The sequence below is a fragment of the Halorhabdus sp. SVX81 genome (genome assembly GCF_029207715.1).
Classification (GTDB): domain Archaea; phylum Halobacteriota; class Halobacteria; order Halobacteriales; family Haloarculaceae; genus Halorhabdus.
Genome location: NZ_CP104322.1, coordinates 1,978,468 through 2,000,772, shown reverse-complemented (window position 1 = coordinate 2,000,772; position 22,305 = coordinate 1,978,468). Strand labels below are relative to the sequence as shown.

27 protein-coding genes are annotated in these 22,305 nt (G+C 63.9%); 9 read left to right on the top strand and 18 right to left on the bottom strand.

Annotated elements, in window-relative coordinates; translation table 11 throughout:
- Nucleotides 1-31: 31 nt before the first annotated feature.
- Entirely contained in the window at nt 32-1,009 is a 978-nt protein-coding gene (locus SVXhr_RS10005) for an NAD-dependent epimerase/dehydratase family protein (protein WP_275740926.1), read from the bottom strand.
- Between the two features lie 176 nt (nt 1,010-1,185).
- Between SVXhr_RS10005 and SVXhr_RS10000 the strand changes: the two genes are divergently transcribed.
- The 3 genes from SVXhr_RS10000 to SVXhr_RS09990 all read left to right on the top strand — a co-directional run bounded on the left by SVXhr_RS10000 (nt 1,186) and on the right by SVXhr_RS09990 (nt 2,955).
- Nucleotides 1,186-1,638, top strand: a complete 453-nt coding sequence (locus SVXhr_RS10000; RefSeq protein ID WP_275737061.1) for a PPC domain-containing DNA-binding protein — start codon at nt 1,186-1,188, stop codon at nt 1,636-1,638.
- A gap of 125 nt (nt 1,639-1,763) precedes the next feature.
- Nucleotides 1,764-2,189 carry a hypothetical protein gene (locus SVXhr_RS09995; RefSeq protein WP_275737060.1) on the top strand — a complete coding sequence of 142 codons (426 nt, stop codon included), beginning with the start codon at nt 1,764-1,766 and terminating at the stop codon, nt 2,187-2,189.
- 310 nt (nt 2,190-2,499) lie between these two features.
- On the top strand, nt 2,500-2,955 hold the full coding sequence (locus tag SVXhr_RS09990) for a hypothetical protein (RefSeq protein ID WP_275737059.1): 456 nt from the start codon (nt 2,500-2,502) through the stop codon (nt 2,953-2,955).
- A 139-nt stretch (nt 2,956-3,094) separates the two neighbouring features.
- Here SVXhr_RS09990 and SVXhr_RS09985 read toward each other — a convergent pair whose 3' ends face one another.
- The 9 genes from SVXhr_RS09985 to SVXhr_RS09945 all read right to left on the bottom strand — a co-directional run bounded on the left by SVXhr_RS09985 (nt 3,095) and on the right by SVXhr_RS09945 (nt 15,455).
- Nucleotides 3,095-3,850 (bottom strand): dimethylmenaquinone methyltransferase, encoded by a 756-nt coding sequence (locus SVXhr_RS09985; protein WP_275737058.1) that lies wholly within the window; start codon nt 3,848-3,850, stop codon nt 3,095-3,097.
- Nucleotides 3,851-3,958: 108 nt separating this feature from the next.
- On the bottom strand, nt 3,959-5,437 hold the full coding sequence (locus SVXhr_RS09980; RefSeq protein ID WP_275737057.1) for a glutamate synthase subunit beta: 1,479 nt from the start codon (nt 5,435-5,437) through the stop codon (nt 3,959-3,961).
- Nucleotides 5,437-9,969: a glutamate synthase large subunit gene (gene gltB, locus SVXhr_RS09975; RefSeq protein WP_275737056.1), complete on the bottom strand. Its 4,533-nt coding sequence runs from the start codon at nt 9,967-9,969 to the stop codon at nt 5,437-5,439. Before gltB ends, SVXhr_RS09980 begins: the two co-directional genes overlap by 1 nt.
- Nucleotides 9,970-10,192: 223 nt before the next feature.
- Nucleotides 10,193-10,648 carry a GNAT family N-acetyltransferase gene (locus tag SVXhr_RS09970; RefSeq protein ID WP_015788379.1) on the bottom strand — a complete coding sequence of 152 codons (456 nt, stop codon included), beginning with the start codon at nt 10,646-10,648 and terminating at the stop codon, nt 10,193-10,195.
- A gap of 282 nt (nt 10,649-10,930) precedes the next feature.
- The gene (locus tag SVXhr_RS09965; RefSeq protein WP_275737055.1) at nt 10,931-11,839 is read right to left on the bottom strand and encodes an AEC family transporter; all 909 of its coding nucleotides are present in this window, start codon (nt 11,837-11,839) and stop codon (nt 10,931-10,933) included.
- 103 nt (nt 11,840-11,942) lie between these two features.
- A complete protein-coding gene (locus SVXhr_RS09960) occupies nt 11,943-12,509 on the bottom strand; it encodes a UbiX family flavin prenyltransferase (RefSeq protein ID WP_275737054.1) in 567 nt (188 codons plus the stop codon).
- Nucleotides 12,510-12,511: 2 nt separating this feature from the next.
- A complete protein-coding gene (locus SVXhr_RS09955) occupies nt 12,512-12,940 on the bottom strand; it encodes a DUF126 domain-containing protein (RefSeq protein ID WP_275737053.1) in 429 nt (142 codons plus the stop codon).
- The gene (locus SVXhr_RS09950) at nt 12,940-14,118 is read right to left on the bottom strand and encodes an aconitase X catalytic domain-containing protein (protein ID WP_275737052.1); all 1,179 of its coding nucleotides are present in this window, start codon (nt 14,116-14,118) and stop codon (nt 12,940-12,942) included. The genes SVXhr_RS09955 and SVXhr_RS09950 overlap by 1 nt, the downstream gene beginning before the upstream one ends.
- A gap of 17 nt (nt 14,119-14,135) precedes the next feature.
- Nucleotides 14,136-15,455, bottom strand: coding sequence for a UbiD family decarboxylase (locus SVXhr_RS09945; protein ID WP_275737051.1), 1,320 nt, complete (start codon nt 15,453-15,455; stop codon nt 14,136-14,138).
- A 115-nt stretch (nt 15,456-15,570) separates the two neighbouring features.
- Between SVXhr_RS09945 and SVXhr_RS09940 the strand changes: the two genes are divergently transcribed.
- Together SVXhr_RS09940 and SVXhr_RS09935 are read left to right on the top strand one after the other, a co-directional pair.
- Nucleotides 15,571-16,296: an alanyl-tRNA editing protein gene (locus tag SVXhr_RS09940; RefSeq protein ID WP_275737050.1), complete on the top strand. Its 726-nt coding sequence runs from the start codon at nt 15,571-15,573 to the stop codon at nt 16,294-16,296.
- Between the two features lie 115 nt (nt 16,297-16,411).
- Nucleotides 16,412-16,627: a hypothetical protein gene (locus SVXhr_RS09935; RefSeq protein ID WP_275737049.1), complete on the top strand. Its 216-nt coding sequence runs from the start codon at nt 16,412-16,414 to the stop codon at nt 16,625-16,627.
- A gap of 209 nt (nt 16,628-16,836) precedes the next feature.
- Here SVXhr_RS09935 and SVXhr_RS09930 read toward each other — a convergent pair whose 3' ends face one another.
- The 7 genes from SVXhr_RS09930 to SVXhr_RS09900 form a co-directional block, all read right to left on the bottom strand.
- Complete coding sequence (locus SVXhr_RS09930) at nt 16,837-17,451, bottom strand: HemK2/MTQ2 family protein methyltransferase (protein WP_275737048.1); 615 nt, start codon at nt 17,449-17,451, stop codon at nt 16,837-16,839.
- Nucleotides 17,444-18,322, bottom strand: a complete 879-nt coding sequence (locus tag SVXhr_RS09925) for a 16S ribosomal RNA methyltransferase A (RefSeq protein WP_275737047.1) — start codon at nt 18,320-18,322, stop codon at nt 17,444-17,446. Before SVXhr_RS09925 ends, SVXhr_RS09930 begins: the two co-directional genes overlap by 8 nt.
- Complete coding sequence (locus SVXhr_RS09920; RefSeq protein ID WP_275737046.1) at nt 18,322-18,888, bottom strand: DUF655 domain-containing protein; 567 nt, start codon at nt 18,886-18,888, stop codon at nt 18,322-18,324. The genes SVXhr_RS09925 and SVXhr_RS09920 overlap by 1 nt, the downstream gene beginning before the upstream one ends.
- A gap of 61 nt (nt 18,889-18,949) precedes the next feature.
- Entirely contained in the window at nt 18,950-19,306 is a 357-nt protein-coding gene (locus SVXhr_RS09915) for an RNA polymerase Rpb4 family protein (protein ID WP_275737045.1), read from the bottom strand.
- 5 nt (nt 19,307-19,311) lie between these two features.
- Nucleotides 19,312-19,608: a 50S ribosomal protein L21e gene (locus SVXhr_RS09910; protein ID WP_275737044.1), complete on the bottom strand. Its 297-nt coding sequence runs from the start codon at nt 19,606-19,608 to the stop codon at nt 19,312-19,314.
- A 99-nt stretch (nt 19,609-19,707) separates the two neighbouring features.
- Nucleotides 19,708-19,974: an elongation factor 1-beta gene (locus tag SVXhr_RS09905; RefSeq protein ID WP_275737043.1), complete on the bottom strand. Its 267-nt coding sequence runs from the start codon at nt 19,972-19,974 to the stop codon at nt 19,708-19,710.
- A gap of 58 nt (nt 19,975-20,032) precedes the next feature.
- Nucleotides 20,033-20,212: an HVO_2753 family zinc finger protein gene (locus tag SVXhr_RS09900; protein WP_275737042.1), complete on the bottom strand. Its 180-nt coding sequence runs from the start codon at nt 20,210-20,212 to the stop codon at nt 20,033-20,035.
- Between the two features lie 141 nt (nt 20,213-20,353).
- Here SVXhr_RS09900 and SVXhr_RS09895 point away from each other — a divergent pair, with 141 nt between their 5' ends.
- The 3 genes from SVXhr_RS09895 to SVXhr_RS09885 all read left to right on the top strand — a co-directional run bounded on the left by SVXhr_RS09895 (nt 20,354) and on the right by SVXhr_RS09885 (nt 21,132).
- Nucleotides 20,354-20,641: a DNA-directed RNA polymerase subunit L gene (locus SVXhr_RS09895; RefSeq protein WP_275737041.1), complete on the top strand. Its 288-nt coding sequence runs from the start codon at nt 20,354-20,356 to the stop codon at nt 20,639-20,641.
- 99 nt (nt 20,642-20,740) lie between these two features.
- Entirely contained in the window at nt 20,741-20,959 is a 219-nt protein-coding gene (locus tag SVXhr_RS09890; protein ID WP_015788396.1) for a zinc ribbon domain-containing protein, read from the top strand.
- On the top strand, nt 20,956-21,132 hold the full coding sequence (locus tag SVXhr_RS09885) for a hypothetical protein (RefSeq protein ID WP_275737040.1): 177 nt from the start codon (nt 20,956-20,958) through the stop codon (nt 21,130-21,132). Before SVXhr_RS09890 ends, SVXhr_RS09885 begins: the two co-directional genes overlap by 4 nt.
- Before the next feature lie 6 nt (nt 21,133-21,138).
- Here SVXhr_RS09885 and hisF read toward each other — a convergent pair whose 3' ends face one another.
- Nucleotides 21,139-21,954 (bottom strand): imidazole glycerol phosphate synthase subunit HisF, encoded by an 816-nt coding sequence (gene hisF / locus SVXhr_RS09880; protein ID WP_275737039.1) that lies wholly within the window; start codon nt 21,952-21,954, stop codon nt 21,139-21,141.
- 147 nt (nt 21,955-22,101) lie between these two features.
- On the opposite strand from hisF, the gene SVXhr_RS09875 reads away from it, so the two are divergent.
- Nucleotides 22,102-22,293, top strand: coding sequence for a hypothetical protein (locus SVXhr_RS09875; RefSeq protein WP_275737038.1), 192 nt, complete (start codon nt 22,102-22,104; stop codon nt 22,291-22,293).
- Nucleotides 22,294-22,305: the final 12 nt, after the last annotated feature.

Sequence of the window (22,305 nt, the reverse complement as noted above, 5' to 3'; positions counted from 1 at the left end):
TTCGATGATCTCAGTGGCGTCTTCGACCGTGTCACATCCGATCGAGGAGAACTTCCGTACGCTCGCGATCCGGTCCCTCGTCCGTGCCGGTGCGGTCGCTCGTGCGGTGTTCCTCGACGGTAGCTCCCAGGGCCTCCTCGTGTGGCGTCGACTCCCACCCGAGATCGTGGAGTTTCGCTGTCGAGAGGAGATGCGGCTGGTCGCGATACAGTGGGAAGTCCTCGGGCGCGAGGACAGCCGCGGCGAGTTCGTTCGCGCTCGCCCCGACCGCATGGACTGGCCGGTCCATCGCATCGGCGATCAGTTCGACCCACTCGCCCAACGTGGGCGCGTCCCGATCCCCGACGTTGTACGCCTCCCCGGCCTCGCCACGCTCGGCGACGATCCGTAGCGCGCTCGCGACATCCTCGACGTAGGCGAGTTGCCAGAGGCTGAGGCCGTCGCCCGGCACGACGACTCGGTCGTACGTGTCGATCCGGGCGAGCCAGTAATCGAAGCGTTCGGTGTAGTCGTGTGGCCCGTAGACGACTGTCGGCCGGACGGCCATTGCGTTGACACCGTCCTCGGCGGCGGCAAACACTGCTCTGTCGCCCTCGGCTTTGCGTTTGCCATAGGTCTGGGCGGACTCGTCGCTGTCCGCCCCCGGCCAGGGCTCTAAGGGCGTCTCGTCCTCTCGCTTGGGAACCTCCTCGTTACCGTAGGACGCGCCGCTGGAGACGGAGACGTACGCTTTGACGTCGGCGAACACGTCGGTCGCAATCCGGACGTCCCGCGGGTGATACGCCACGCAGTCGATCACGACGTCTGGGTCGACCGCTTCGCGTGCCGCTTCGAGCGCCGCATCGTCCATCCGGTCGCCCTGGACGTGTTCGACGCGGTCGTTTGCGTCGAAGGGGTTGTCGTGATTCCCCCGATTGAATATCGCGATGTCATACTCGTGTTCGAGGAATTCCTCGACGGTGTGTCGGCCGATGAAGCGTGTCCCGCCGATGACGAGTGCTTGATCCATGGCGTCGTCTGGGGCGGCGTGGACAAACGCGTGTCGCTGGCGACCGTCGGCTTGGGAACGCGAGTCGGCGGCGTCCCGTTTCGTGGGCGCGACCGGGTAGGCACTGCCGTCCGGCGAGTGCGCCTCGTTACGCGCCACCACATCGCTTTTTATCTGTGGCGGCGAACGGCCGGCTGATGCGCACCTTCGAAGGCGACAATGGCGAAGTGGTCGTACAGCTCGAACCGGGCGATAAGGCCCTGGAGTCGATCGAGACGGCCATCGACGAACACGACATCGACACCGGCTACGTCGCCTCCGGGATCGGGTCGCTGACGCAGTTACACATCCACTACGTCTCGGGGTACGATTCGTTCCCGGACTTCCCCGACGAGGACGAGGAAATAGACGAGTACATCAAAGAAGAGGCGGCCTGGGAAGTCGGCTCGCTCCAGGGGGCGATCGCCGACGGCGAACCACATCTCCACATCACAGCGTTCGACGCCGAGCGCGACAAAATGCTGGCGGGCCACCTCGAACCCGATTCGATCGTCCACGCGCTGATGGAGATCGTCATCCGGCCGATCGAGGGGCTCGAACTGACCCGCCGGCCGGAGCGGATGGACATCCCGATGTTGCAGCAACAATAAGTGACGCGATCGACCTGCAATTGGGAACGACTGACGATATCGTCCCACAGCGACGGTCCCATCCACACCCCGTTCTTGGCAGATGAACAACTTCTAAATGGTGAGGGATCCATCGCCGGAACTGTATGAATAACAACCAATACCTGCCCTCCGATCAACCGCTTGCCGCTGCCCTCCGGATTGCCCCCCGCATCCTCTTTCTCACTGGGTGTAGCCTCGGCGTTCTTACTATCGTTCCAGTGTCCAGTGTCAGCGGGATTCAGACCGGTCGTCTCGGGACTGGCGCGTTTGCACTGGCGCTCGCTGTCGTCGCGGGCATGGGGGTAGCCAGTGGTCAGTACCTCCGCCCGATGGTCGCGATAGCCCTCGGGGCCGCCCTGGGTGCGATCACGATCGGAGCGGTCACGATAATCGATGTCGCTGTCGTGGCCCAGCTTACGATGATCGCCTATTTGATCTGGACATTTATAACGCATCTCACAAATGTAGGTATACACCAAGACGAGGATCCGTCTGTGGCCGATAGTCCACGGGGGGAGTGGCCGAAGTAAGGTAGCAGACCGGTGGTCGATTTCTGCGTGCCTCTATTTGATTGTCAACGAGTCAACGATGCGATCACGTCAATACTTTCAGCTACAGTGCGTGATGGCCATCTGAAAAATGATTTGAAGCCTTTGCCATCGACACGACATCGCCGGGCCGGATCTGACATCCACTGCTATCGACCGGGACGCCTTCTTCGGCGAGTTCGGCCCGCCGGTGGGAGCGTCCGTCGATATCAGTGCGCAACGATATCTGCGGGGCCCCGTTACGTGGCAGATGAGAAATCATTAAATGACAAGAAGACAATCACTGCTGTGGATGAGTCTAAAACAATACGTATCCTCCGATCAGCCGCTTGCCGCTTCCCTCCGGATTGCCCCCCGCATCCTCTTTCTCACTGGGTGTACCTTCGGGATCCTGACGGCCCTCCTGAATCCAGTTTACGGTGGACTGCCGATCGGGAAGTTCGGGGCCGGATCGTTCGCCCTAGGGTTGAGCATCAATGCCGGCAACAGACTGTCCGAGAAACAGTATTTCCGACCGGTACTGGCATTGATTGTGGCTGCCGGTCTCGGGACTATCGCGACAGGGGCAGTTGGAGCGATCACCCCTGCATCCGCGGCGCTGGTCCTTACAGGCGTCTATTTCTTCTGGATCCTCACCTTGAGCATAACAGGGACCGGTATAAATACAGACGAGGATCCGGTCAAAGGGGGGGCAGTGGCTGGACAGGGTTCGGGCCTGACTGGGAGTACTGATGATGGCGGTCACTGAGTGATCCGTCCCTCGCGTCGGACAGTCCCACGTGGAAGAACCGATAGTCGATTGCTCTATCATCCGTTTATCGTGTCGCACTTTTACCCATCAGGCCGCCACAGCAACCTCTCTCGACGGTTGGATTGGGACTTGTACGTCACTCAAGCGTGAAGTCGTGTTCGAGGCCGACCTTGTCGTAGTACTCCCGGCGGTTGTCCTGGTCGTTTTCGAGGACCTCGTGAGCGGTCTCGGCGACCGTGCGGGCGTGTTCGATCGGCACCGTAACGACGCCGTCGCCGTCGGCGACCACGACGTCGCCGGGCCGGATCTGACACCCGCTGATGTTGACCGGGACGCCTTCCTCGGCGAGTTCGGCCCGGCCAGGTGGGATCGTCTTGTTGACTTCCTTGCTGTAGACGGGGATACCCTCCTTGATGACCTCGTCAGTATCCCGGGGGCCGCCGTCGGTCACCAGCCCACGGACGCCCTCGTTGAGGAACGTCAGGAGGTTGAACGACCCGAAGATGCCGACTTCCATGTCGTGGGCCTCGGCGACGAGGATGTCGCCCTCGCGCATCGCGTCGGTGTCGGGGTCGGGGGACTTGTCGGTCCACCACTCGCCAGCCCATTCGTGATGAGAGGTCTGGAAGTCGAGTTCCTCGTAGTGGGGCAGGTCGCGGCGCTCGTTGGTCGGGAGATACCGGGCCGTGTACGCGAACCCGGTGATCTGGTGGGAAAAGTCCTCGACGTCGCGATACAGCGGCCCGATGTCGTTCGAGACGCGGTTCTGATTGTGAAAGCCGTGATAGTCCAGGCCGTCGGTGACGTCAGCGACGCGAAGCCCGTCGTACAGTTCGAGGATCTCCTCGCGCTCGGCGTCGGTCATCGCCTGCTGGGGGTTGTCGTCTCCCATGGCACTCCATGACCACCAGACGGGAGTTAAATGTTGCTCTGGATGGTGGGACTCGAGATCGAGACGACCTCCCTGTGGAATCCGTCGCCTTGGTCAGATCGCTGTCACCTACTGCACCAGCGGCTCGTTGGGCGTCTCCAGGCTTGGCGGGAGATCGGTCTCGCCGGTGAGATGCAGGTCGACGTGGCGTGCAACGTCGCGACCGCTGCCGATGGCCCAGACGATCAGCGACGGGCCACGTTCGGCGTCGCCGGCAGCAAAGACGCCGTCGGCGGTCGTCATCATGTCCTCATCAGTCGCAAGCGTGCCGTCTTCCTCGACTTTGACGCCGAGGGGCTCGAAGGGACTCGACTCGGGCGCTTCGAAGCCGATCGCGAGGATGACGAGATCCGCCGGGATCTCCAGGTTCGACTCGCTGACTTTCTTCTCGGGCGGGCCCTCGCCGCCCTCCTCCCAGATGACCCGGTCCGCTTCCAGGGTGTCGACGACGCCGTCGCCGTCGGTGTCAACGAAGGCGTTGGTGTCGACGTTGTACTCCTCGATCGCTCCTTCCTCCTGAGCGTAGGTCTTTTTGTATGTCTGGGGCTGGTCGGGCCAGGGGTTGCCCGGCGGGCGCTCGACCGGGGGCTTGGGCAGGAGTTCGATCTGGACGACCTGCTCGGCCCCTTGCCGGTGGGCCGTTGCCACGCAGTCCGCGCCGGTGTCGCCGCCGCCCAGCACGACCACGTTTTTCCCTTCGGCATCGATGTCGGGGCCGGGGACGTCCTTGCGGGCGTTGCGACGGTTTTGCTGGGTCAGATAGTCCATCGCGAAGTGGATACCGTCGAGATCACGACCCGGCAGATCGAGGTCGATGGGCTTCTGTGCCCCGACGGCGATGACAGAAGCGTCGAATCCGTCCTCGATCCGCTCGACGGGAACGTTCCCGCCGATTTCGGCGTTCGTCTCGAAGGTGATCCCCTCCTCGCGGAGCTGGTCGACCCGCCGCTCGACGCGATCCTTGGCGAACTTCTGGTCAGGGATGCCATAGCGCATCAGCCCGCCGATCTCGTCGGCCCGTTCGAAGACGGTTACGTGGTGGCCGGCCCGATTCAGCTGCTGGGCCGCGGACAGTCCCGCCGGCCCCGACCCGACGATCGCGACCTCGTAGTCGGTGCGCTGCTCGGGCGGCTCGGGCTGGATCCAGCCCTCCTCCCAGCCGCGGTCGGCGATCGCGCGTTCGATGGACTTGATCGTCACCGGGTCGTCGTTGTACGCGAGCACGCAGGAGTTCTCACAGGGTGCGGGACAGTTGTAGCCCGTAAACTCGGGGAAGTTGTTGGTCGCGTGGAGGCGTTCGAGTGCGCGTTTCCAGTCGTCACGGTGGACCAGGTCGTTCCAGTCGGGGATGATGTTGCCGATCGGACACCCGCCCATGCAGGTCGGCGTCCCGCAGTCCATGCAGCGCTCGCCCTGTTCAGCGAGGTGCTCGTCGTCCCACTTCTCGGCCCAGACCTCGTCGTAGTCGTCCTTGCGCTCGTCGGGATCGCGCTTGCCGATCGGGCGACGACGGTGCTGTCGGTAGCCGCCGGGGTGGCGTTCGGTCATCAGTCGTCACCCTCCGTTGGGTACGTCGGGGTACTCGGCTGTGGCGGCGGCGACGCGCGGATGTCCTCGCCCTCGGCCAGGCGCTGCTCGACGACCGCGGCGTAGGCATCGGGCATCACCTTCACGAACTGCTCGACGTAGGTGTCCCAGTTCTCGAGGATCTCGTCGGCTCGATCGCTGTCCGTGTAGCGAGCGTGGTTCTCGACCAGCCGACGGATCATCCGTCGGTCGCGCTCCTCGAGGGCTTCGAGGTGGACCATCTCCGTGTTGACCCGCTCCTCGAAGTCTCCCGACTCATCGAGGACGTACGCCTCGCCGCCGGACATGCCGGCCCCGAAGTTCTTGCCCGTCTCGCCGAGGATGACGGCGATGCCGCCGGTCATGTACTCACACCCGTGGTCGCCGACACCCTCGACGACGGTCTTGACGCCGGAGTTGCGGACCGCGAAGCGTTCGCCGGCTCGGCCGTTGAAGTACGCCTCGCCGTCGGTCGCGCCGTACAGCGCGACGTTGCCGGTGACGACGTTCTCGCTCGCCTCGTAGCCGGCTTCGGCGGGCGTCTCGACGATCAACTTCCCGCCCGAGAGCCCCTTGCCGGCGTAGTCGTTGGTGTCGCCGGTCAGCGTGAGAGTCACGCCGCTGGCGAGGAAGGCACCGAGACTCTGGCCGCCCGTCCCCTCCAGATCCAGCGTGATCGTGTCGTCGTCGAGTCCGTCCTCGCCGTGGGCCTTCGAGATATCGGAACTCAGGATCGTCCCGACGGTCCGGGCTTCGTTACCGACCCGGGCTTCGATCTCGACGTCCTCGCCGCGCTCGATGGCTGGCTCGGCCGCCTCGATGAACTCGTAGTCGACCTTTTCGTCGAGTTTGTGGTTCTGCTCGCGGGTCTTGACCGGGTCTTCGTCGGTGTCCGGCCGCCAGAGGAGTTCCGAGAGATCCATGTGTTCCGCCCGGGGATGGTCGACGTCCTTCTGGGCAAGCAAGTCCGTCCGGCCGATCAGTTCGTCCATCCGCTCGACGCCCAGTTCCGCCATGATCTCCCGGACTTCCCGGGCGATAAAGCGCATGTAGTTGGCGACAAATTCGGGGTCGCCGGGGAACTTCTCGCGGAGCTCCTCGTCCTGGGTCGCGACGCCGACCGAACAGGTGTTGCAGTGGCATTTCCGCAGCATGATACAGCCACAGGTGATCAGCGGCGCGGTCCCGAAGCCGTACTCCTCTGCGCCAAGCAGCGCGGCCATCGCAACGTCACGACCGGTCTTGAGGCCGCCGTCGACGCGAACCCGGATGCGCGATCGGAGGTCGTTTTCGAGCAGGACCTGATTGGCCTCGGAAATACCAAGCTCCCACGGGAGGCCGGCGTGTTTGATCGACGTCTTCGGCGACGCGCCGGTCCCGCCGTCGTGGCCCGAGATGAGGACGGCGTCGGCCTTGGCCTTCGAGACGCCGGCGGCGATGACGCCGACGCCGGCCTCGCTGACAAGCTTGACGTGGACGTCCGCGTCCGTGTTCGAGCACTTGAGGTCGTGGATGAGCTGGGCGAGGTCCTCGATCGAGTAGATGTCGTGGTGGGGCGGCGGGCTGATCAGGGGGACACCGGGGGTCGTCGAGCGCGTCTCGGCGATCAACTCGTTGACCTTCTCGCCGGGCAGGTGCCCGCCCTCGCCGGGCTTTGAGCCCTGTGCCATCTTGATCTCCAGATGGTCGGCGTTGGCGAGGTAGTTCGACGTGACGCCGAAGCGGGCGGAGGCGACCTGCTTGTCGGCACATTCCCGGACGGTGCCGAAGCGCTCGGTCGGTTCGCCGCCTTCGCCCGTCGATGCGAACCCGCCGACGCGGTTCATCCCCTCGGCGAGCGTCTCGTGTGCTTCCGGTGAAATCGACCCGAAGGACATCGAGGAGCTGAAAAACCGCTGGGTGATCTCCACGACGGGCTGGACGTCTTCGAGGGGGATCGACTCCCGATCCTCGGTGTCGAACTCCAGGAGTCCCCGGAGAGTCTGGAGGCGCTCGGTCTGATCGTTGATCATCTCGGCGAACTCCTCGTAGGCCTCGTAATCGCCGTGATTGGTGGCGTGCTGGAGTTTGCCGATGGTGCTCGGGTTCCACTGGTGGAACTCGCCGTCACGTCGCCAGTAGAACTCCCCACCCTGATCGAGATCGAGGTTGCCCGCGACCGACTCCTCGAAGCCGTTCTCGTGACGGTCGAGGACGTCGGCCTCGAGTTGTTCGACGCCGATCCCCTCAGTCCGGTTTTCCGTGCCTTCGAAATACTCTTCGACGAAGTCCGAGGCGAGGCCGACGGCCTCGAAGATCTGTGCGCCCTTGTAACTCTCTAAGGTCGAGATGCCCATCTTGGCCATCACCTTCTGGAGGCCGTCCTCGACGGCGTGGCGGTACTGGGCGAGTGCCGCCTCCCGGTCGACGTCGATGACGCCCTCGTAGACCTGCTCTTCGATGGTTTCGTAGGCGAGATACGGGGTGATCGCGTCCGCACCGTACCCGACGAGTGTCGCGAAGTGATGGACGGCGTTTGGCTGGCCGCTCTCGACGACGATCCCGGCGTGGGTCCGCAGCCCCTCACGGACGAGGTGATGGTGGACGCCGCCGACCGCGAGCAGGCTCGGGATCGGTACCCTGTCGGGGCCCGTTGCCGTGTCAGAGAGCACCACGATCTCCGCGCCGCCCTCGATGGCGTCGACGGCTTCCCGGCGGACACGCTCGACGGCGGCCGCAAGCGACGTGGTTTCGGGATCGTACGTGATGTCGACAGTCGCCGAGCGGATGCCGTTTGTCTCGATCGCGCTGATCTTGGCTTGCTGGGCGCGCGTGAGGATCGGCGAATCCAACCCGAGCTGTCGGCAGTGTTCGGCTGTCTCCCCGAGGAGGTTGTTCTGGCGGCCGAGGTGTTGCTCCAGGGAGGTGACTGTCTCCTCGCGAATGTAGTCGATCGGCGGGTTCGACACCTGGGCGAACAGCTGCTTGAAGTAGGTAAACAGCGTCTTGTTCCGGCTCGACAGGACCGACAGCGGCGTGTCGTTACCCATCGCGCCGATGGGGTCTTTCCCCTCGTCGGCCATCGGTTCGATGAGGCGCTCGACGTGATCGAGGGTGTACCCGAACGCCCGCTGGTATTTCGAAATATCCTGCTCGACGTAGGTCGGCGTCTCGGTGACGGCCTCCTCGACGGCGTTGAGCGTCACCCGGTTCTCGTCGAGCCATTCGCCGTACTTCTCGTCGGTGAGACGGTCGAAGATCTCGTCGTCGGGAACGATCCGGCCGGCGTCGCCGTCGACGTAGAACATCTGGCCCGGTTCCAGACGGTCGGTTCGTTTGACGTTCGCGGCGTCGACTTCGAGCGCGCCGGTCTCGCTGGCCATGATCAGCCGGTCGTCCTCGGTGACGAGGTAGCGGGCCGGGCGCAGGCCATTGCGATCGAGGATCGCACCGACGTCGTAGCCGTCGGTGTAGGCGATCAGCGCCGGGCCGTCCCAGGGTTCGTTGATCGTCGAGTGGTATTGGTAAAACTCCCGGCGGGCATCTTCGAGTCGGTCGTTGCCCTCCCAGGCCTCGGGGACGAGCATCCGCAACGCGTGGGGCAGCGATCGCCCGCCCTCGACGAGCAGTTCGAGGACGTTGTCGACAACGGCTGTGTCGCTTTGGCCCTCTTCGGTGATCGGCTTGAGTTTCTCCAGATCGCTGCTGAAAATATCGCTCTGGAGGTCTGCTTCCCGGGCGTGCATCCAGTTGAGGTTGCCCCGGAGGGTGTTGATCTCGCCGTTGTGGATCATGTTGCGGTAGGGATGGGCGAGTTCCCACGCACCGAGGGTGTTCGTCGAGAATCGCGAGTGGACGAACACCAGACTCGTTTCGACGCGTTCGTCGCCGAGGTCCTCGTAATAGGTTCGGACCTGGCCGTTTGTCAGAAGCCCCTTGTAGACGACTTTCCGGCGGTCGAGCGAGCAGATGTAGAACCGCTCGCTACCCATCGGTTCCTGGGCTTCGACACGGCTCTCGATGACGTTCCGGAGGACGTACAGCCCCGTGTCGAGTTCCTCGGGACTGACGTCGGCTTGCGGTTTGACGAAGAACTGGGCGACGTCGGGTTCCGTCGCCAGTGCTGTCTCCCCTAGCCCGTCGTTGTTCGTCGGAACGTCCCGCCAGGCGACGACATCGAAGCCCTCGTCGGCTGCGGCAGTCTCGACAAGTTCCCGGAGTTCGCCGGCCGGCTGATCCCGCGGCAGGAAGACCTGCCCGACACCGTATTCATCGAACCCGCCCAGTCCGTCGACTTCGTCGACGAAAAAGTCGTGTGGCTTCTGGATGAGAATGCCCGCGCCGTCGCCGGTGTTCTCTTCGGCACCGCGCGCCCCTCGATGGTCTAAGTTCTCGAGCAGCGAGAGTCCGTCCTCGACGAGTTCGTGTCCGCCGTCGCCGTCAAGATCGACGAGGACGCCGACACCACAGTTTGCCTTCTGTCTCGACCGGTCATGGAGACCCCGTTCCCGGTCGCTCACGAATGTCTCAGTCATCGTGTGAACTATTCGCAGGGACACGCATAAGCAGGGGGTTGCGCGCAGGAATTGCACACCCCTCGCTGCCACCCGGACGTGTGGAGTCCCTCCCGCTGTGGAAGTGGGTATTCGTCACGCTTCCCAGGGGAAAGCGACGTGATCGTCCATTCCTTTCGCGTCGGATTTGAATACATAATGATCGTCCCTGTCCCTCGGCCGCGGTCCGGATTCGACTTTCCAGTTACGGTTCGATCTGTTTCTCAAAGACTGTTCCCGGAAGGCCGTGCCAGTCGTCGGTACCGACAGCGGTGAATCCACAGGCCTCGAAGAACCCGGCGGATACCTCGGGCGCGACGGCTCGGAGGTGCGACCAGTTGTGGTCACCAGCATGGCGCTGGGCCGCTTCGAGCAGCGACCTCGCGAACCCCTCGCGCCGGTAGTCCGGGCTGGTGTATATGCCGTGAACGTTCCCGTCCTCGACGACCACGTAGCCGACAGACGTGATCGACGTCTCCGCCACCAGCACCGTCCCCGAGCCCTCGACCCACATCGGCAGCCGATCGTCAGGTGTCGCGACCAGGTCAGCAAAGCGCTCCCGGTCGTAGACATCGCTGCACGCCGCCTCGATCGCCTGCCGACGGAGTATCTCCAGACTGGGGACGTCCTCGCTGGCTGCCTCGCGTATCGTGATGGACATGTTGGATACCGTAACGCGTTCGACCCATTTATGTCATCGCCGCCACGCCGGCCGATAGCGGCGGCTCGGCGAGTCCGACTTCGGTCGAATCTACGATGGTAAATAGCCAAGGATATGCCGCCGTCTGCCGATCGTCCGACCCAAGTCTGACGCCCATTTATATGTATTCAAGGGCCAGAATCGAACGGGGGCACGCGAAATGTCACACGCTCCCTCCCCACTTTCGTCGCGGAGCGCACCCCGTGAGTCCTCAACCAGGTAGCACCAGCAACCCGAAACGGCTCACGGCACGATGGCGATCCAGGCCGACAGTGTAAACGCCGAAGCGACAGTCGAGAGAAAGACGAGGATCGACGCCAGCCGACGGTCACCGCCCATCTCGGTGACGTAGACGAACGTCGAGACGGCCGCGGGAGCGCCGAACATCACGACAGCGGTCCGGAGGGTCCAGAGGTCGGCACCCAGGGCGGCGTAGACCACCCAGGCGACCACCGGCATCACGAGGAGTTTCATCGCGAGCACCGACCCGACGATCGAGCGATCGGCTTCCATGGACTGGAGCTGGATGGAGCCCCCGACACACAGCAGCGCGACCGGCAGCGCCGCCTCGGCGACCAGCGCGATCACGTCGGCCGGGATGCCGGTCACCGTCGCCGGCGAGCGCGAGACCGCAAGCCCGATGACGAGCGCGACGAGGACGGGGTTGGTGGCCAGTCTCCGGACTTCGCTACGGAAATTCCGGCTGTTGCCAGTCACCGCGACCAGGATCGAGACGGTCAGCGGGATCTGGACGAGCGCGCCCATCCCGAGGATGACGCTGCCGATCCCGGCCGCGCGTTCACCGAGCGCACTCGCGACCACCGGGAGGCCGATATAGCCCAGGTTCGTGTGATAGGACTGGACCGTCGCCGCGGCCCGCGCCCCGTCGTCGGTGATCCGGCGGTGGACGAGCCAGCCGACGCCGGCGGTTATTCCCAGGACGACGACCAGCCCAACCAGCAGCGTCGGCGTGATGATCTCCGCCAGCGGCTTGTCGTACGTCGAGTTGAACACGAGCGCCGGCAACACCACGTAGAAGGCGACACTGTTGAGCCACTCGACCCGCGTCGCGTCGAGGACGCCGACCCGCCGGAGCCCAACCCCCACGGTGAGCAAACCGATCATCACGGCCAGCCGCGTCAACACGTCCATCGGCACTCACTCATCCGTCAGCGCGCTTGTGTCTTTCCTGTCGGTACTGGTTTGGGATGAGATCACACCGAAAGACGGCAGCACGTCTTCGGGATCGATTAACTCACGACGGATCCCACGCGTCGTAGCGGTCGTGATCGAGGTCGAAGCGTTCGAGGATCTTCCCGACGACGTGATCGACGAAGTCCTCGGGCTCCTCGGGGTCGAAGTAGAAGCCGAGCATCGGCGGCACAACGTCGACGCCAAGTTCGGCGAGTTTGGTCAGATTCTCCAGATGTAGTTGACTCAACGGCGTCTCCCGGGGAACGACCACCAGCCGGCGGCGTTCCTTGAGACAGACATCGGCCGCCCGGGCGACCAGATCGTCCGATCGGCCGGTCGCTACGTCGGAGACGGTCGCCATCGACGCCGGGACGATCACCATGCCGTCGGCGGCGACCGACCCCGAGGCGATCGGCGCATGGATGTCGCTCTCGCCGTACATCGCCGCTGACGCGTCCCGAAGCCGATCCATCGTCTCCTCGCGGGAGCCGGATTCGTGGGTCATCACCGATTCAGCAGCGTCGGTGACGACCGTGACCACCTCGGCGTGTTCGGCGAGCGCCTCGACCGTTCGAACGGCGATCGGGATGCCCGACGCGCCCGTGATCCCGACGATGACTCGCTCCATGCTCACACCCGCCTGATCGTGCCCGCGTCGGCGTCGACCGCGACGCGTTCCCCGTCTTCGAGCGTTTCCAGGGGCGCGTCGGGCGAGTCAAGGCAGGGGATTTCCCCGAGGATCGCCCCCGTGGCCACGATCGTCTCGGTCTCCTCGTTGATGATCGCGGCGGGAGCACAATCGTTGTTCGCCAGCCCGTAGAGGACATACGAGCCCACCGTCGAGCCCTTCCCCCGCGGGAAGACCAGGACCTTGCCCGCAATGTTTTCGCCCTCCAGGGGATGACCGTCCTCGATGAACTCGCCGGTGTCCGGCTCGACGGCACCGTAGAAGCTGATCGGCACGTCGGAACGGAGGACTTCGCCGCGGCCCTGCCCCTCGGTGATCGGCTCGGCGTCGATCGCTCCTTCGGCCGCCGAGTCACTCGACTCCGCCGTCATTACTCGGTCACCTCCGCAAGGAGCGTCTCCTTGTCGTTGAACGCCACGTCCTGGTTGCAAAAGCCGGGGAGATACGTCGCGGCCTTGGCAGAATCGGTCGCACTCGACTCGTATCCCAACTCCTCGATCGGCGAGACGACGTTGCAGGTGTCCGCGAGGACTTTTCCGCCGGCTGCCTCGATCGTTTCAGTCAGCCCGTTCCGATCGGCCCAGGTCTTGACCGACGCGCTCGTACAGACCCACAGGTCGCTGGAGAGCGTCTTGCCCTCGACGGTCGCCGCCACGTCCTGGATCTCCTCTGGCGAGCAGTGGGGACAGCCGATGACCACGAGTTCCGGATCGTCGGCGGTCGTGAGTTCGTCGTATTCCGCTTCGAGCTCGCCCTCGCCGAAGGTCGCCGTCTCGACGTTCTCGGGCGGCTCCATCTCGGTCGTGACACCCTCGACGAAGTGGAGCGCGACCGCGCCCGTGGCGGCCATCGCCGCGCCGAGGGCTTTCAGGTCGTCCGTCCCGCCCGTATCGATTCCAGTGAAGTAGGGCTTGCCGTCCTCGACGAGGCGACCCGTCCAGGAACCCAGCGCGGCGAAGTCGGCCTGGCTCTCGATGTCGGCCTCGACATCGATCCGGAACGTGGGCTGGCGATTTTCTTCCAGGTGGAGGCCGTATTTCGGCGTCCGGCCCGTGATCGCCGCCGCCAGCGCGGAGGGGCCGCCCTCCCGATTGGTCTTCGCGCCGACGACGCTGTTGACGAACGAGACGGCCGAGGATTCGGCCCAGGCGACGTGCTGGCCACGCCGCGGGAGGTTGCCCGCGAGATACGGCGTACAGGTAAAGGAAAGGACGATCCCCATCTCCTTGAGTGCATCCCGGATGCGTTTCTGTTTCTCGGCGAACGCCTCGTCGATGCCGAGTTCCTCCCAGCGCTCGAAGTCCATCCCGGCCGGGTTGGCGAAGGTGGGAACCGACGCTTCCGCGCCTTCCTCCGCAAATCCCTCCAGGAACTCGACGCCGGGATCGCCGATCGACTTATAGGAAATGCCGGAGGCCTGGGCCGATTCGATCTCGATCATCTCCTCGGCCCCGTAGATATCGCCGAGCTTCACGAGCAGTTCCATCGCCTTCCGGACAGCGTCGTTGTCCGATTCGAGTAAGTCTTCTTCGTGTTGTGTCAGGTGCATGTGTGTCTCTCCATTGGTCACTGATAGTCCGCGAGATCTATCTCGTCGGCACCGGGAACGGTCACTTCCGCGAAGTCAGCCCAGTCCCGGTCGCCCGGCACGGTCGCGTCGACGATCCACTTCGCGAGCGTCCCGCGGCCGTAGTCCTGGGAGGGGTCCAGCGACGAGCCCTTGGCGTTCTCGATGACGGTGATGTCCTCGTCGGGTTGCATCCGCGTCGCGGTCGCCCACTCGACTGCGATGGGATCGGCGGGGTCGATGTCGCTGTCGACGACGGTGACTTTCTTCATCGAAGGATGGCCCGCCAGCGCGGCCATCCCGGCGTTCTTGGGATCGCCCTCCGAGCGTTTCTCGAGCTGGACGACGCCGTGGAGCCACGAGCACCCGCCCGGCGTCAACACGACGTTTTCGACCGTCGGGACGGTGTTCTCGACGATCCGGTAGATCCGGGGCTCCTGGGGGATGCCCATGAGGTGGGCGTGTTCGGTGCGACCGGGGACGATGATCCGCGCGTAGGGATCGGGTCGCATGTAGAGGTCATCGACCTCGACGACGGGTTGCTGGCGCGTCCGATCCCACGTCCGCGAGAGATCGACGAACGGCCCTTCCTCGGCGCGTTCGTCGGTAATCGTCGCCCGCATGACGATCTCCGCGTCGGCCGGAACCTGGATCCCGTCGGCGTCGGCGGTCGCAAGCTCGCCATCGAGCAAGCGATTGGCGAGTGCGAGTTCGCTCTTCTCCGGCGCAAACGAGGTTGCGGCAGCAAGTTCAACTGCCGGATGGACGCCCATCACGATCGCCACGTCCAGCCCACTTTCCGTCCGGGAATACATATCGTGGAGGTGGCGTTCGACCAGCCGCATCACGAGTCGATTGCCCTCGTCGAACATCATCCGGTGGAACGAGCAGTTGGTGACGCCAGTTTCTGGATCCTCGGCGATCACGACCGAGGACGCGAAGTACTGGCGTTCGTGCTCGTCATAGAAGATCGGGATCGGGACGTGCTCGTCGATGGTCGGCTCGCTCGCGACGTGCTCGAAGGACGGGTCAGCCGTCTCTTCGACGGGCAGCGGCTCGTTCATCGCCGACCCCATCGCATCGACGATCGAGGCGGCCTCGACGCCGAGCGCCCGCCCGATCATCTCCCGCGAGCCGAGCGTGTTGACCACCGCGCGAACGTCAGGATGCCCCTCGACATCCTCGAAGACGGTCGGTTGGGATTCGTCCTGGACGGCCAGTGCCGGGAGCTCGAATCGGGGATCGACTGGATCGGTGAGCGTCGTCTGTGCTTCCTCCCGCAGAAAGTCTCGCAAGCCCATCGTTGGCGGTGATTGCACGCCATCCTATTCATGTCCCATGGCGCACTCCCGGAACGTGAGAATGCGTCTCGTCAGGCAGATGGCCGTCGAAATCTCGGGAACATTTGTGGGGCTGGATCGTGAACCAGCCCATATGACCGAACTGCTGTACCTGCCGGACGCCGACGACGTGACCGACTTCGAGGCGACGGTCGTCGAAGCGACCGAGGAGTCGTTCGTTCTCGATGGAACCTACTTCTACCCGGAGGGTGGGGGTCAGCCGGCCGATCGTGGGACGATCGAGTGGGACGGGGGCGCTGCGGCGGTCGTCGACGTCCGAAAGGACCACGGCGACATTCACCACGAGATCGACGACATAGAGGGCGAGTTGCCGGCGGAAGGCGAAATCGCCACCGGACAAGTCGACGAGAACCGCCGCGAGGCCCACCGCCGAATGCACACCGCCCAGCACATTCTCTCGCGAGTCGTCTTGGAGGAATACGACGCCACCACGGCGGGCAACCAGATCCACGCTGACTGCTCCCGGATCGACTTCGAGCCTGCCGACTTCGACGACGCGGATCTGGAACTGATCGAAGAGCGAACCAACAAGGTGATCGAGCGCGATCTGCCGGTCACGAAGGACGAGCGACCACGGGAGACCGTCGAGGAGACCGTCGCCGAGGGACGGTCGAACCTTTCACTCCTTCCAGATCACGTCGAGGAATTGCGGGTCGTCGAGATCGATGACTTCGACATGTGCCCTTGCGGCGGAACCCACGTCGACCGGACGGGCGAGATCGGCCCGATCGAGATCACGAACCGGCTTTCGAAGGGTGCCGAGGTCGAGCGGATCGAGTTCGAGCTGCAGGATGGTTGAGGGTGTCTGGACTCCACACCTCGCCATACGTTCAACCGTTATTCTGTCGTCCCGTCCCAGTACGGGATGCATACATCAGCACAACACATATATCAGACCGGTTGAAAATCAGGGTGTGAGCAATCCCGTATTGGGCACCGTCGTGATTACGATCGGCCTCGTCAGTGCTGTTTGGCCATACGAAGTCGCACGGTTCGAAGAACAGATCGATGCGATCGGAAGTAAGCGCTCGTGGTCCGACATTGAACCTGCTGACTGGAAAGTATCCCTCCTCCGGATTTCCGGAATAGCCGTCTCGCTCTTCGGCGTTCTCATCCTATTCGATATATAGGTCGACTGTTCTCCGTGCCGAATTGTCCCGCTGTTCCGGACGGCATCGACGATTCGTATTTCCCATAAGCGGAACAAGTCATTCAGACATAAAGCGTCCCCACGATACCGTACAATCAGTCACCGGAGTGATTTACTGGCTCCATCTTGCGAATCTGTGTCTCACGCGAAGGCCCTCTGGGTGTCGAAAACCGACCGAACCACCCGGAGCTACGACGGTACCAACCGCAAAACGACTAGTCGCTCGAAGGGGAACGATTCCTCGGCGACGATCGACGATTCGAGGCCCCGTTCGGCGGCGAAGTCACGCACCTCGTCGATCCCGGTCAGACTGCTGACCAGCAGGAACGCCCGTCCACCGTCCCGGAGCACCCGACCCGCGTCTTCGAGGAACGGATCGACCACGGCCCGGCCGTCCTCGCCCCCGGAGAGGGCCGCCTGCATCCAGTCACCCCACTCCGTGTCCGGATCGGCCGGGAGATACGGCGGGTTGAACGTCACCACATCAACCGCGTCGGCGCTGATCGGATCGAGCAAGTCAGCACGAACGACCGGAATCCCGGCCTCGCGGGCCTGCCGACAGGCCGCCGGATTCAGGTCCGTCCCGAGCACGTCGGCCCCTGCCTCGGCGAGCGCGCTCGCGACGTATCCCGAGCCAGTTCCGACGTCGATCGCTCGCTCACCTTCGGTGACCCCCTCGACGGCAGCCTCCGCGAGCAGATGGGAGTCTTCACTCGCGCCGTACACAGCGTCGACCCCGCGCTGCTCGGCCAGGGACGGTCGATCGGTCGCTTCGGCGTCAGCCGGCTCCTCGGCGTCAGTCATCGCTATCGAGGCCGACTTCGTGAGCGAGACTCGCCAGTTCGGCGAAGTCGGTGGGCGAGAGATCGCCTGCGCGCTTGCGAAGCAGCTCTTCGTCGGCCGCATCGACGACGGCGTCCGGATCGTCGAGTCCCGAAATGTGAGCCGTGTTCCGGATGCCGTTCCGGACGGTCTTGCGTCGCTGAGTGAAGACGGCTTTGACGAATCCCAGGAAGAAGTCGTCCTCGGGCACAGTGTAGTCGGGTTCCCGGGGCAGCCCCCGGACCAGGGCACTCTCGACGGCCGGCGGCGGCGAGAAGGCTTCGGGCGGGACGGGTTCGACGACCTCGACGTCGGCGTAGTGGCCTGCCGTCACCGATAGCCGGCCGTACTCGTCGCTCCCCGGATCGGCGGCCATCCGGTCGGCGAACTCCCGCTGGACCATCGCGATCAGTGGCTTCCCCGCGGGGAGCAACCGGAAGAGGATCTCGCTCGATGCGCCATACGGCAGGTTCGAGATCGAAGCGGTGTAGTCAGGCAGATCCACCTCGAGGGCGTCGCCTTCGATCACCGTGAGTCGTCCCGCCTCGATCGCATCCGCGAACTCTGTTCGGAGAAACGCGGCCAGGTCGGGATCACGCTCGACAGCAGTCACCCGGTCGGCGACCGCGAGCAGCCGATCGGTGAGCGCGCCGTTGCCCGCCCCGATCTCCAGAACGTGACCGAGATCGATCCCTGCCTCGGTCGCATACGTCGGGATCCGATCGAGGACGCGGTCGTCGACGAGGAAATGCTGATCCTGGTCGGGATCGCCTCTCGCGCCAGCGCGGGCCAGGAGGGCATCCGGATCACGACTCCCCGCGTTTGAACCGTTCGCACTGTCTTCTCCGGTCATCAGTCGTCATTACGGGCGAACGTCCGGTATTTGAGATCCTCCTCGCGGATCTCTTCGAGGATTCGATCGACGAGGACTTCCTTCGGATTGTGAAGCCCGTCGACCCGTTCGGTGAGTTCCTCGAAGCTCTCGAAGGGCTTGCGCTTTCGCTCGTCGAGAATCCCGTTGCGGAGTTTCTTTCCGATCCCTGGCAGGAGATTGAGAGAGTGTAGTCGGGTCGTGATCGGCTGGGCGTCGTTGAAGAAATCCACGAAGCGCCGTTCGTTGTCCTCGACGATGTCCTCGATCGCGTAGTCGAGTTCGGACTGCGCACCGCTCGAGAGATCGCCATACTCGACGGTGCGCGTCGTCTCGATCACCTCGCCGTCGAGATCGATCAGGTCGCCAAAGGAGATGTCGGCTTCGTCCGACAGCGTCATCTCGAGGAGCTGAAAGTCCGCAGTCGTCACGGCGTAGGCCAACGGCTCTTTCTCGTACTGTGGGCGATCGTCGTCCGACCGGCCACGGGGGAGATGATCGAGAACGACAGCTGTCGCCACGTCTGAATGGGACTCATCACTGCTCATGTCATTCGGGTACGGTAACCGGCTACTTAAAATCACGCGGGGCGGCGACGGGTCGCAAGGGTCAGACGTACTTCGCGACGACATCGAGAATGTCGTCGAGTTCATCGCCCGATAGCGTGTAGCGTTCCTGGGCGTAGATCGAACGGAGTTCGTCCCGATCTTCCGGGGCCAGATTGGCGATCTTGTACGCAGTCGGCTCGTCGACCTTCTCGAGTTCGAGGAGTTCCTCGACGAACTCCGCCGACTCCTCGATGTCCAGCGTCGCAAAGCGGTTGGCGTGTTCGATGGCCCGGGTGAGTTCGTAGGGCATCTCCCGGTCCTCGTCGGCGGCCCGCTCGCGCTCGATGTCGGCGAGCAGCCCCTTCGCTTCCGCGAAGGTGAGGTACTCCTCTTCGAGTTTTTCCTTGAAGATGGTCATAGCCGCTACTCCCCGGTCTGTTCGCGCAGGTGGGCCGCCTTGACGATGATCGTCTTGTCCTTGCCGCCGTCGTTGATCTGGACCTTGTAGGCCGACCCCTGTTCTCCGATCACTTCGCCGGTGTGACCGGAGAATCGGGGGTGGAACCGGCCGTCGGCAACGCTGGGGTCGATGTCGAGATGGACTGTCGTCCCGATGTCGAACTCCTGAATCGCGCGCTGGGGCGGGGAGGTGCCACGGTCGCGCGGGTCGTTTTTGAGCTTGTTACGCGTGCCTTCGAGGGGGCCGTTGGAACTAGGCATTCTTGGTGTGCGCTAATCCGGTGGGCCATATAAAACGTGCGTTCCGCGCTTGCCAGGGTCGTACCTGACTTGCGGAAAATCAGCCCAACGGCGCGACGATCACAGACGGCCGACTTCTTCGACGGAGACGCTCTCGACGTCTTGGACATCCGTGAACGCGTCCTCGACGGCCTCGGTCCCGCCCGCGTCGTCGGGGACGATCACCGTCGGCAGGAGTGCGACCAGGCCAAAGGCCACGTCGTCGCGTTCGACACTGTTGATCTTTGCGCCCTCGGGGAGGGACTGTTCGAGTCGGTCCTGGAGATCGTCGAGATCGACCTCAGGACTCTCCGGCATGACCTTGATGTTGGCTGCTACTTTTCCCATGTGTGTGGATGACGATAGTGGATTATGTGCTTGTCGTTACGATCCGAGGCTCCAGTACTCAGGGTCCCGTAAAGCCACAGTCGGGACACTCATAGAGGTTGCTCTGCTTGCGGCAGGTCGGACACCGGTAGATCTGGTGGCCACAGTCGGGGCATTTGAAGGCTGCGGCGTTCGTGCCGGTGATGTTGACACCGCAGGAGATACACTTCTGCGTCCGTTTTTGTTGACTCTCGCTCATACCGTCTGGTTCCCGACCGGGACGTTTAACCCTTATTACTCTCAGCTGTCGGCACTCGACACATCCCGAGTCCGACGTGCTGGCGCGGCAACTCGCCGCTCGGAACGTAACGTTCATGCGCCCGAAGCCGAACAATTCACCATGGAACTACAGGTCATCGAAAAGGACGAGACGTCGCTGTCTATCGAGATCTCCGGCGAGGATCACACGTTCATGAACGTCCTCAAGGGCGCACTCTTGGAGACCGACGGCGTCGACGCCGCGACCTACGACATGAACCCCGAGCAGTCGGGCGGCCAGACCGACCCGATCCTCACGATCAAAACGGAGAGCGGGACCGACGCGCTCGACGCCCTCGAAGCGGGCGCACAGCACGTCATCGAAAAGGCCGATTCGTTCGAGGCTGCCTACGACGACGCAGCCGCCTGAATACTCGCTGTTTCTGGAGACTCGTGACGGCCGGTCCAGGTTCCGGTCGAGCGGAACGGGAACAAAAGACCTACGGATTGGCAGGTTCGAGCGCAGCATATGGTCCCCGATAGCCATTCCGACCGCGGCTGCCCGAAGTGTGGCCACGAGGAAACCGACGTCGGTGAGATTTCCACGACCGGCGGCGGTCTGAGCAAGATGTTCGACATCCAGACGAATAGCTTCACCGTGGTATCGTGCACCAACTGTGGGTACTCGGAACTCTATCGCGATACGACCAGCGGTGCCAGCGACTTCGTCGACGTCTTCCTCGGATGACGGCCGGCGGGGCCGGCGGGGCACTCCTCATCGTCGTGATCATTGGCCTCGCCTTCACCGTGGGCCTGTATGCGCTCGTCCGATCCGAGCACGACAGCCGGCAGGAAATGAGTCGTGACGAGGCCGAACGCGTCGCGCGACGGGATACATCCGAGAATCGGCGACGTGACTAGCGTCGATTACAGCCTGACTGGAACGCCACGTTCGTCGAGGTACTCCTTCGTCTCGGCGATCGAGTACTCGCCGAAGTGGAAGATCGACGCCGCCAGCCCGGCGTCGGCCCCTGCCTCGGTGAACACCTCGTACATGTCCTCGGGACCACCGCACCCCGAAGAGGCGATGACGGGCGTGTCCACGTTCTCGGTCACGGCCCGGGTCAGCGGGATGTCGTAGCCGTCCTTGGTGCCATCGGCGTCGATGGAGTTGACGAACAGCTCGCCCGCGCCCCGATCCTCGGCCTCGCGGACCCACTCGACGACGTCCATGCCGGTGCCCTCGCGGCCGCCCTTGACCGTGGCCTCGAACCAGACCGACTCGCCGTCGATCTGCTCGTAGTACTCGCCGGCCTCGTCGTAGCGCCGCCGTGCGTCGACGGAGATGACGATGCACTGGTTGCCGAAGGCGGTCGCGCCCGCCTCGATGAGATCGGGGTTCTCGATCGCGCCGGTGTTGATCGACACCTTGTCCGCGCCGGCCCGCAGCGTCTCCTTGATGTCCGCTTTGGTGCGGATCCCGCCGCCGACGGTCAGCGGGATGAACACCTCGTCGGCGACGCGCTCGACGGTGTCGAGCATCGTCTCCCGCCCGTCGGCGCTGGCGGTGATATCGAGGAAGACGAACTCGTCCGCGCCGGCCTCGTTGTACTCCTTGGCCATCTCGACGGGATCGCCCGTGTACTGGAGATCCTCGAAGTTCACGCCCGTGTAGACGGCGGCGTTACCGTCCTCGTCGAGATCCACGTCGATGCAGGGGATGATGCGTTTGGTGAGCGTCATCAGTCGTGCGTGTCTCTCGGAGGCGGGCCGTCAAAAGAGACCCGGAAATTCCAGCGACCAGTCCGGGGTCGTCCGTCTCGAACGCGGTGGGACTCGTCGCCTGCTGGCATCGACAGTTCGAAGTGCGACCCGGCGAAAGACGCACCTATGAGCGACGATCACGACACCGAGGACCGTCCCGAATACGACCCAACCGATCCCGCACCGCCGTCACGGGAGCCGCCGCTGCGAAGCACGGCTCCCCAGGGCGAGTACACCATCGAACAGGTCGGCACAGGAATCGCCATCACCGCCGTTGGCCTGCTGGCGACGTTCGGACTCGCGCTCCTTCTGGCCTAATTGGCCCTCGCG